Origin of the sequence: Psychrobacter sp. ENNN9_III, from assembly GCF_001462175.1 — a bacterium.
GTDB lineage: Bacteria > Pseudomonadota > Gammaproteobacteria > Pseudomonadales > Moraxellaceae > Psychrobacter.
Genome location: NZ_LNUO01000025.1, coordinates 67,756 through 75,929, shown reverse-complemented (window position 1 = coordinate 75,929; position 8,174 = coordinate 67,756). Strand labels below are relative to the sequence as shown.

Annotated in this window: 6 protein-coding genes and 1 pseudogene; 1 reads left to right on the top strand and 6 read right to left on the bottom strand. The window is 44.2% G+C overall.

The annotated features are described in order from the left end of the window. From PENNN9_RS02085 to PENNN9_RS02060, 6 genes and pseudogenes are all read right to left on the bottom strand, one after another. Positions 1 to 1,730: AMP-binding protein (locus tag PENNN9_RS02085; RefSeq protein WP_058368100.1), on the bottom strand; the 1,730-nt coding region annotated here is incomplete at its 3' end. A gap of 313 nt (positions 1,731 to 2,043) precedes the next feature. Beyond that, complete coding sequence (locus tag PENNN9_RS02080) at positions 2,044 to 3,291, bottom strand: FAD-dependent oxidoreductase (protein WP_058368099.1); 1,248 nt, start codon at positions 3,289 to 3,291, stop codon at positions 2,044 to 2,046. Positions 3,292 to 3,499: 208 nt separating this feature from the next. Beyond that, positions 3,500 to 4,231 carry an amino acid ABC transporter ATP-binding protein gene (locus tag PENNN9_RS02075; RefSeq protein ID WP_058368108.1) on the bottom strand — a complete coding sequence of 244 codons (732 nt, stop codon included), beginning with the start codon at positions 4,229 to 4,231 and terminating at the stop codon, positions 3,500 to 3,502. Between the two features lie 113 nt (positions 4,232 to 4,344). Beyond that, the gene (locus tag PENNN9_RS02070) at positions 4,345 to 5,016 is read right to left on the bottom strand and encodes an ABC transporter permease subunit (protein WP_058368098.1); all 672 of its coding nucleotides are present in this window, start codon (positions 5,014 to 5,016) and stop codon (positions 4,345 to 4,347) included. Then, a pseudogene (locus PENNN9_RS02065) lies at positions 5,013 to 5,758 on the bottom strand (amino acid ABC transporter permease). Before PENNN9_RS02065 ends, PENNN9_RS02070 begins: the two are co-directional and overlap by 4 nt. Before the next feature lie 98 nt (positions 5,759 to 5,856). Next, positions 5,857 to 6,834: a glutamate/aspartate ABC transporter substrate-binding protein gene (locus PENNN9_RS02060; protein ID WP_058368097.1), complete on the bottom strand. Its 978-nt coding sequence runs from the start codon at positions 6,832 to 6,834 to the stop codon at positions 5,857 to 5,859. A 333-nt stretch (positions 6,835 to 7,167) separates the two neighbouring features. On the opposite strand from PENNN9_RS02060, the gene PENNN9_RS02055 reads away from it, so the two are divergent. Further along, positions 7,168 to 8,145: an Hsp33 family molecular chaperone HslO gene (locus PENNN9_RS02055; protein WP_058368096.1), complete on the top strand. Its 978-nt coding sequence runs from the start codon at positions 7,168 to 7,170 to the stop codon at positions 8,143 to 8,145. Positions 8,146 to 8,174 lie beyond the last annotated feature (29 nt).

The following is an 8,174-nucleotide window of genomic DNA, read 5'->3' as shown; positions in this document are numbered from 1 at the left end:
TGCTCAACGATTTTATATTTTTGAATTTTACCAGTCACGGTCATTGGGTATTCATCAACGAAGCGAAAGTAGGTCGGCACTTTATAATGAGCGATATGGTCACGACAAAATTGCCTTACCTCTTCTTCGCCCAAGCTACCAAGCTCTTTGGCAATAATCCACGCTGCCAATACTTCACCATACTTTTTATCAGGCACGCCGACGATTTGTACATCACGAATCTTAGGATGGCGATAGAGATAGTTTTCGACTTCTACTGGATAGATGTTTTCGCCGCCACGAATGATCATATCTTTACTACGTCCAACCACCGTGATATAACCATCTTCATCCATCTTTGCCAAATCACCCGTATGCATCCAACCATCCTGAATGGCTTTTCGGGTTTTAAAGCGGCTACCCCAATAGCCTTTCATGACCGCATAGCCGTATGTGAGTAGCTCGCCCGTCTCTCCAATCGGGACGACCTCACCCGTTTCGGTATCCACGATTTTGATCTCAAGCGCTGGCAGCACCATCCCTACTGTAGACACTCTTTTTTCAAGGGGCGTTTGCGAACTGGTCTGACAAGAAGCTGGACTGGTCTCGGTCATGCCATAAGCAATCGTGACCTCGCTCATGTGCATCTTATCCATGACACGGCGCATGACCTCAATCGGACAGCTCGAGCCGCCCATGATACCCGTGCGCAAACTGGACAAATCAAAGCTATCGAAGTCTGGATGATCAAGCTCTGCGATAAACATCGTCGGCACGCCAAGTAAGGCAGTACATTTTTCTTCTTCCACCGTTTGCAATACTGTCAGCGGATCAAAGCCATCATTAGGATACACCGCGCAACCACCGTGAGTTAAAATGGCTAAATTGCCACCCACCATGCCAAAGCAATGATAAAGCGGCAGTGGGATACATAGCCTATCCTCCTCTGTCAGCCTCATTCCTTCGCCCATAAAATAGCCGTTATTGAGAATATTACGATGCGTTAAGGTGGCGCCTTTCGGTGTGCCGGTCGTGCCACTGGTGAACTGTACGCTAATAGCGTCAGTATTCTTAAGCTGAGCTTGGCGTTCCGCTACGCGAGGGTCGTTTGCATCACCCTCTGCCATCCACGTAGAGAACTTTTGCATAAAATTAAAGTCCTCATTGTTCTCTGGCTCATCAATCCAAATAATGCGCTCAATAGTAGGAATCTCGACCAAATCAAGCTGATTATAGCTTTTATGATAAATTTCAGGACATAGCTCGCGAATCATTTGCGTATAATCACTGGTTTTAAAATGACGCATCAATACCAAGGCCGAGCAGCCCAGTTTATTCAGCGCATATTGCAGCTCAAAGGTACGGTAGGCAGGATTAATATTGACTAAGATAACGCCAATTTTTGCTGTTGCTAATTGCATCAGCAGCCACTCGCTATTGTTGTGCGACCAAATAGCGATACGATCACCTATCTCAAGTCCCATCTCAATCATGGCACTGGCTAACTGACTGACTTTTTCCTGTAACTCACGATACGTCCAGCGAATATTTTGATGGCGAGAAACCAAGGCTTGACGCTCAGGATATTTATTGACAATGGCATCGAAAAAATCTCCGATGGTCGCCTCAATCAGCGGTACATCAAGTCCTTTGTCATGGCTTTGGGTGAGTGGCGCATTCGCTGAGCGCGCACCTATATTAACTTTGGGAACATTATTGAGAATATTGTCGAAATCGGTGTGCTGAGTCATAACGAGTCCTTTCGTTTTGCTGTTGGTTTTATTACTGTTTTATGAGCATTTAATGCGCTGCTAAGGTAAATATTCTTCCTTGAATACTCTTTATCGCTATATTTATAGCTTTCTAGTTGCCTCCTAACCAATATAGCGCCTAAAAGAAAAGACTGTCAATCATAACTGATACAGCACGTATCGATTATGATTGATACAACGTACTATCAAGTCGATAACTAATGCAAAAGATGCGATAGCCATAAAAAAAGCCAGTGCTGCATTTAGATAGCAACACTGGCTATGATGTATATGATGTAGATATTTTTAATAGCTACCCTTTAGGCGTGACAGGCGCTTTAATAGTCACTGTCGCACTGACGTCATTGTTATCATCTAGCAAATCCATGATTAACTCGTCATCCGTTTCAGTCTTTACTTGCCAATTGCCAGTCGCTTGTGGTACACCAGTCGCCATGACAGAGATGGCTTTATTTTTTAGACGAATCATCGGCGGCTTATGCTCATAGCCTTCGTGCTCATGACCTAAAATATCATCGGCAATGGTCGCAGCCTGCGCCCGCAGTGGCGCGACATAACGGCAGGCAACCCCATTGATAGACATGCAGTCACCAATGGCATAAATATTAGAAGCATTGGTACGTAATGTCGTCGCATCGACCACGATACCGGTACGGCGATTGAACTCAACACCAGCAGCGGCGGGCAATTTATCATCGACAGTGAGGCCTGTACTAGCTATCACATGGTCTACGATTAAAGGTTCAGGTTGCTGATCAGCCGTACTATCGGCACCTGCTATCGGCTTATAATCGACTTGTAATTTATCATGACTGCTTGTGCTTTCATTATCATTGTCGCTGTCACTAATTCGCATAACGTCAGACACTTGATAACCGCCCAAAAAGTTAATCCCTTGCGATTTGACTGCTTGAGCGATACGCGCTGTTGCTTTTGGCGGTAGCATTTGTGAAAGCGGTGCATCATTTAAATCAATCAGCGTCACCTCATGCCCAGCCTTGAGCAAGTCCTCAGCAATTTCTGTCCCAACCATGCCAGCCCCAACAATGGCAACATGCTGATTACCAGTTGCCAACTTCTCTTGCAGTTGACCAAAACGCTCAATATGATTGACATGCCAAACCAAATCTTCTGGTAAGCTTTGTGGAAAGATAGGATGAGCACCCATTGCTAATACTAATTTATCATAGCCAATAGTGGCGTAATCTACATTGGCCGGATCTGAGCGCGTAGCAGAGACAAGATGTAATTGCTGACTGGCGGCATCAATGTCACTAACTTGGGTATTGGCGAGTAAATTGACGTTTGCAGCCTTAGCTGCATCACTACCTGTAGCCCGTACTAAATCTGAGGCGCGTTTATTTTGACTAATCGCCATGGTTAACATTGGTTTGTGATAACGATCGCCACTATCAGCAGTAATCAAGGTAATTGGAATGTCTTTATCTTTCGCCCGAATCGCATCAATGACATGCCAACCCGCCAGCCCTGCCCCTACAATGACCACACCTTTCGATGTAGATGAATGTTCTGCACTCATACAAGCTCCCATTAAGTTAACTATTATGTTTGTTGAATATGATTGCTCTTATTGTATCAGTAAACAGCCATGCACTCATCTATTCTCCCACGTAGCCCATAATGTAGTCACTCATATCAACATCAATATTGAAGATATATATTTACTCACACAAAAAAGCGCCTATTTATAGACGCTTTAGAAATGACTCGAAATATAGTGTTGTACATTAATGATTAAGAATCTTCGATAAGAACATCTGCGCGCGTTCACTTTTCGCGCCTTCAAAGAATTCATCTTTACTACAATTCTCAACGATATAGCCCTCATCCATAAAAATAATACGGTTAGCGACCTGACTGGCAAAGCCCATCTCATGAGTCACACACATCATCGTCATACCATCGCGAGTCAGCTCGACCATCACATCGAGCACTTCTTGAATCATCTCTGGATCAAGCGCTGAGGTTGGCTCATCAAACAGCATCGCTACGGGATCCATTGCAAGCGCACGGGCAATGGCGACCCGCTGCTGTTGACCTCCAGACAACTCGGCTGGATACTTCGCCGCTTGCGCTGTCAGTCCTACCCGATCCAAATACGCCATCGCTTTCTTTTTGGCCTCAGACTCTTTACGGCCTAATACTTTGATTTGTGCGACGGTCAGATTGTCGATAATGGTTAAATGCGGAAACAGCTCAAAATGCTGAAACACCATGCCAACGCTACTACGCAGTTTAGGTAAGTCAGTCTTTGGCGCACCGACTGAGATACTATTGACCATAATCTCACCTTTTTGAAAAGGTTCAAGCCCATTGACAGTCTTGATTAAGGTAGATTTACCACTACCCGATGGGCCACAAACCACTACCACATCGCCCCTATGTACGTGAGCAGTACAATCGCTCAAAACTTGGAAGTCACCATACCACTTGCTGACGTCAGTCATTTGAATGACCATCTCATCGCTAGCATGACCATTATTCGTAACCAGTCCGCCAAAGTCATTTGTATACGTATCAGCACTACTCATCACTGGCTCCTAACCACATTATTTTAAAATTATTAAAAAATTCAAAACCTCAGACGTTTTTGCACGTGTTGTACACCGATAGAAGCGCTTAAGCTGATGATAAAATACACCGCTCCTGCGCCTAAAATATAAGGCGTCAATAAACCCATCAGCTCACCACGTACGTAGGCTGCACGGAAAAAGTCTGTCAAACCGATAGCAAATACCAATGTCGTATCTTGGAATAAAATAATACACTGCTGCAAAATAAGCGGCAGCATCTTACGAAAGGCTTGCGGTAACACGACTAAGCGCATAGTCTGCCCGTAAGTCATACCCAAAGCTTTTGCAGCATTGACTTGGCCGCTACCGATAGACTGAATACCCGCCCGCACCACTTCTGAAAAATAAGCGGCTTCGAACATCATAAAAGCAACGACGCATGAGGCAAAAGCGGCATCAAGTTGCAAGTATTTACCAGCTACCCAAAAATAGATCATCGGAACGGCAAAATAAAACCATAACAATACTAGCAGCAGCGGCACAGAACGAAAGTAATTGACGTATAGTTTGGCTGGTACTTCTAACACTTTGATACCAGATAGACGCATCAAGGCGAGTACCGTTCCTAAACTGATACCACCGAGGATGGCTAAAAACAATACTTTTAAGGTGGTCAGCATACCACCCATTAGACCTGGATAGGCCGTTGCAAGTTCGGTCATCATACTCATTTCTGACTCCCTGCAATAAGCCCAGGCACGCGCAGTTTGCGTTCAATCAAACCCATGATAGCGATTAAGGATAGATTGAATACCAAATAAATCACAGTCGCGTAAGTATAGATCTCAATGTTATTTTGCGTATATTCGCTGATGGTTTTGGTCTGGCTAATGAGCTCCATCACGCCCACCAAAGAGGCCACTGATGCGTTTTTGAAGCAGTTGGTCAGCTCAGAGCTTAATGGCGGCAAGATGATACGAAAGGCTTGGGGTAATAAGACTTGTTTATAAGCTTGCGGAACACTAAACCCAAGAGCGTAAGCGGCATTGATTTGACCTTGTGGTAATGACTCAATACCGGTACGCACTTGCTCAACGATACGCGCAGCGGTAAATAAGCCAAGCCCGATACTTGCTGAGAGCATGGCTGAAGTATTTGGAGATAAGTCTTTATACCACCATTCTTGTAAGGCCGGTGTCAGCCAGCCCGGGGCGACATAAAACCAAAAGAATAATTGAACCAATAAAGGGATATTACGAAAAAAAGTGACATAGGCGGTGCCAATACTGCGCGCAGTTTTACTTGGCAAGGTGCGCATGATACCGAAGATGGTACCAATAACCATGCTATCGCCCATGCAATACTACCAATTAACAACAACCAGCCAAGGCCGGTAATCATCCAATGTATGTACAGCTCATTACCGATACCAGTCTGCTCAAAGAGCACACCCCAGTTCCAGCTATAATTCATCTTTGTCTCTCCGAGCAGCGGAAAATAGACTCATGCGTTAGGCCAATCTAAATGATTTTCCTAAGCGCATGAGCCAGCTATATTGAGGGACAAATGTCTTATTGTGCCGCGTCTTTTGGCTGGGCACTATCGTGCGGATTAGCAATTAAAGCTTTTAAGTTGTCTGACATCTCAAAGTTTAGATTGACATTTTTCGGTGGAATAGGGTTTAAGAACCACTTATCATAGATGTTGTTAATCTCACCTGAGCTAAAGGTGTTGGCAAGCGCCTCATCGACCACTGCTTTAAACTCAGGGTCATCTTTACGCATCATACAGCCATAGATTTCAAACGATTGCGGTTCACCAACGATGACCCATTCATCAGGATTTTTGGCCTTGGCTTTCTCGCCAGCGAGCAGTACATCATCCATCATAAAGGCATCGGCACGGCCATTCTCTAGCATCAAGAAACCTTCACCATGATCCTTTGCAGAGATGATATTGGTGTCCATATTGTTTTCATCATTATATTGACGAATGTAACGCTCTGAAGTTGTACCTGCCGTAGTAACTAAGGTTTTGCCTTTCAAATCTTCAAAGTTTTGAATGCCAGAGTCAGTTTTAGTTAATAAGCGCGTACCAATCTCAAAAAAGCCATTAGAAAAAGCAACTTGTTTTTGGCGCTCTTCATTGTTGGTCGTTGAGCCACATTCAAAGTCTACCGTACCATTCTGGACCAGTGGAATACGAGTTTGCGAGGTGATAAGGTTGTAACGGACGTTTAGATCTGGCATGTTGAGCTTTTGCTTAACCGCTTCGACGACTTTCATCTCTAGATCATGCGCGTAGCCCATTGGCTGATTGGGATCGTCAGCGATATAAGAAAACGGAATTGAGGAGTCACGATAACCGACGACAATAGTGCCCGAATCTTTTATTTTTTGTAGGGTACCATTAGAGTTTGCCGCAGTCTCTGTCGTTGCAGTATCATTTGCTGGTGCTTCGCTGGTGGTTTGATTGCTATTATTACATCCAGCTAAGCCAAGCGCCATAACGACAGCTAGCGTTAGAGGTTTTGAGAGCGAGTAAGCCATAAGTTACATCCTTTTATCAGATTAGTACAAATCAGTGAAAACTCTGGACATTTTCTATACTACTGTCCAGCATCCTTGCTGTTACTTTCAGTTATCATAGAGCAACTTAATGTTACTGTACAACACTTTTACCTAGGTTGGTAATTTTTCTTACGTATATTCATAATATTTCATATACGCTGATAATATCTCTTACCACATAAGAAACGACATCTAAAGACTTAAGCGGCCATTAGTGTTAAAGCTTGAAGAGTGTGTTACTGCTTTTTCATCGTTGATAATTCATCAATAATCCCCATAAAGTTAGCAACTTCTTAACCATACTAACGACTTATGACTCAAACCAATCACAATACTCAAGTAACGACAGCTGCCACGGCTTCTACCAATAATGACGTACGTCAGCGCTTTTTTATTCAAGACTCGCCTGTACGTGGTGACGTCGTCCGTCTATCACGTAGTTATGCCAGTACTATCGCTCAAAAGCCCTACCCTGAAGCGATTAAACGCTTGTTGGGCGAAATGCTAACGGCGGCCAGTTTGCTTATCGGTACTGTTAAAATAGACGGCCGCTTGTCTATTCAATTGCAGTCATCAGACAGTGACAGCTTGTTGAATTGGGCAATGGCTGAATGTGATCAAAACGGTATCATTCGCGCGCTTGCCAGCTGGAAAGCTGATACAGATGAACAAGTACAAGCGTGGGAAAACATGACCCGTGCTAATGAAGCTTTCGCTGAGCTTGGCGCTATGGGTCAAGGTGTGTTATTTATTAATATTCAGCCTAACGGCGGTGAGGCGTATCAAGGTATCGTCGAGCGCAGCCATGACAATTTGGCTGACTGCTTGGCACATTACCAAAAGCAATCTGCACAAATTCCAACGCTGATTAATTTGGCATCTGACGGTTTGCAAGCAGGTGGTATATTGGTACAAATGCTGCCTCGTACTGCTGAGGAAACCTATGAAGTAGAGCAAAACGAAGACGCGGGTATCGATGATGATTTGTGGACGCGTCTAAGCGTTTTGACTCGTACTGTCAAAGCTGAAGAGCTGACCACACTTGACACCAACGAAATCTTATATCGCTTATATAATGAAGAAAACGTCGTCGCGCCTGACCCTATCGAGCTAGCCTTTGGCTGCACTTGTTCACGTAAAAAGTCAGAGATGGCCATTGAGCAAATCGGTGAAGCAGAAGCTTTGGATATCATCGAAGAGCAAGGCGGTACTTTCGAGATGGATTGCGGATTTTGCGGTGAAGTCTATAAATTTGACAAAGACGATGTGGCAGCGATATTTGCTGAATAGTTGTTATTAGCCTGATGTGTTTTATTTGT

What these genes read in the sequence shown, in the direction of transcription:
- PENNN9_RS02080 (WP_058368099.1), bottom strand. Translation starts at nt 3,291, where the DNA reads ATGAGTGCAGAACATTCATCTACATCGAAAGGTGTGGTCATTGTAGGG.
- PENNN9_RS02075 (WP_058368108.1), bottom strand. Translation starts at nt 4,231, where the DNA reads ATGGTCATTCAAATGACTGACGTCAGCAAGTGGTATGGTGACTTCCAA.
- PENNN9_RS02070 (WP_058368098.1), bottom strand. Translation starts at nt 5,016, where the DNA reads ATGAGTATGATGACCGAACTTGCAACGGCCTATCCAGGTCTAATGGGT.
- PENNN9_RS02060 (WP_058368097.1), bottom strand. Translation starts at nt 6,834, where the DNA reads ATGGCTTACTCGCTCTCAAAACCTCTAACGCTAGCTGTCGTTATGGCG.
- PENNN9_RS02055 (WP_058368096.1), top strand. Translation starts at nt 7,168, where the DNA reads ATGACTCAAACCAATCACAATACTCAAGTAACGACAGCTGCCACGGCT.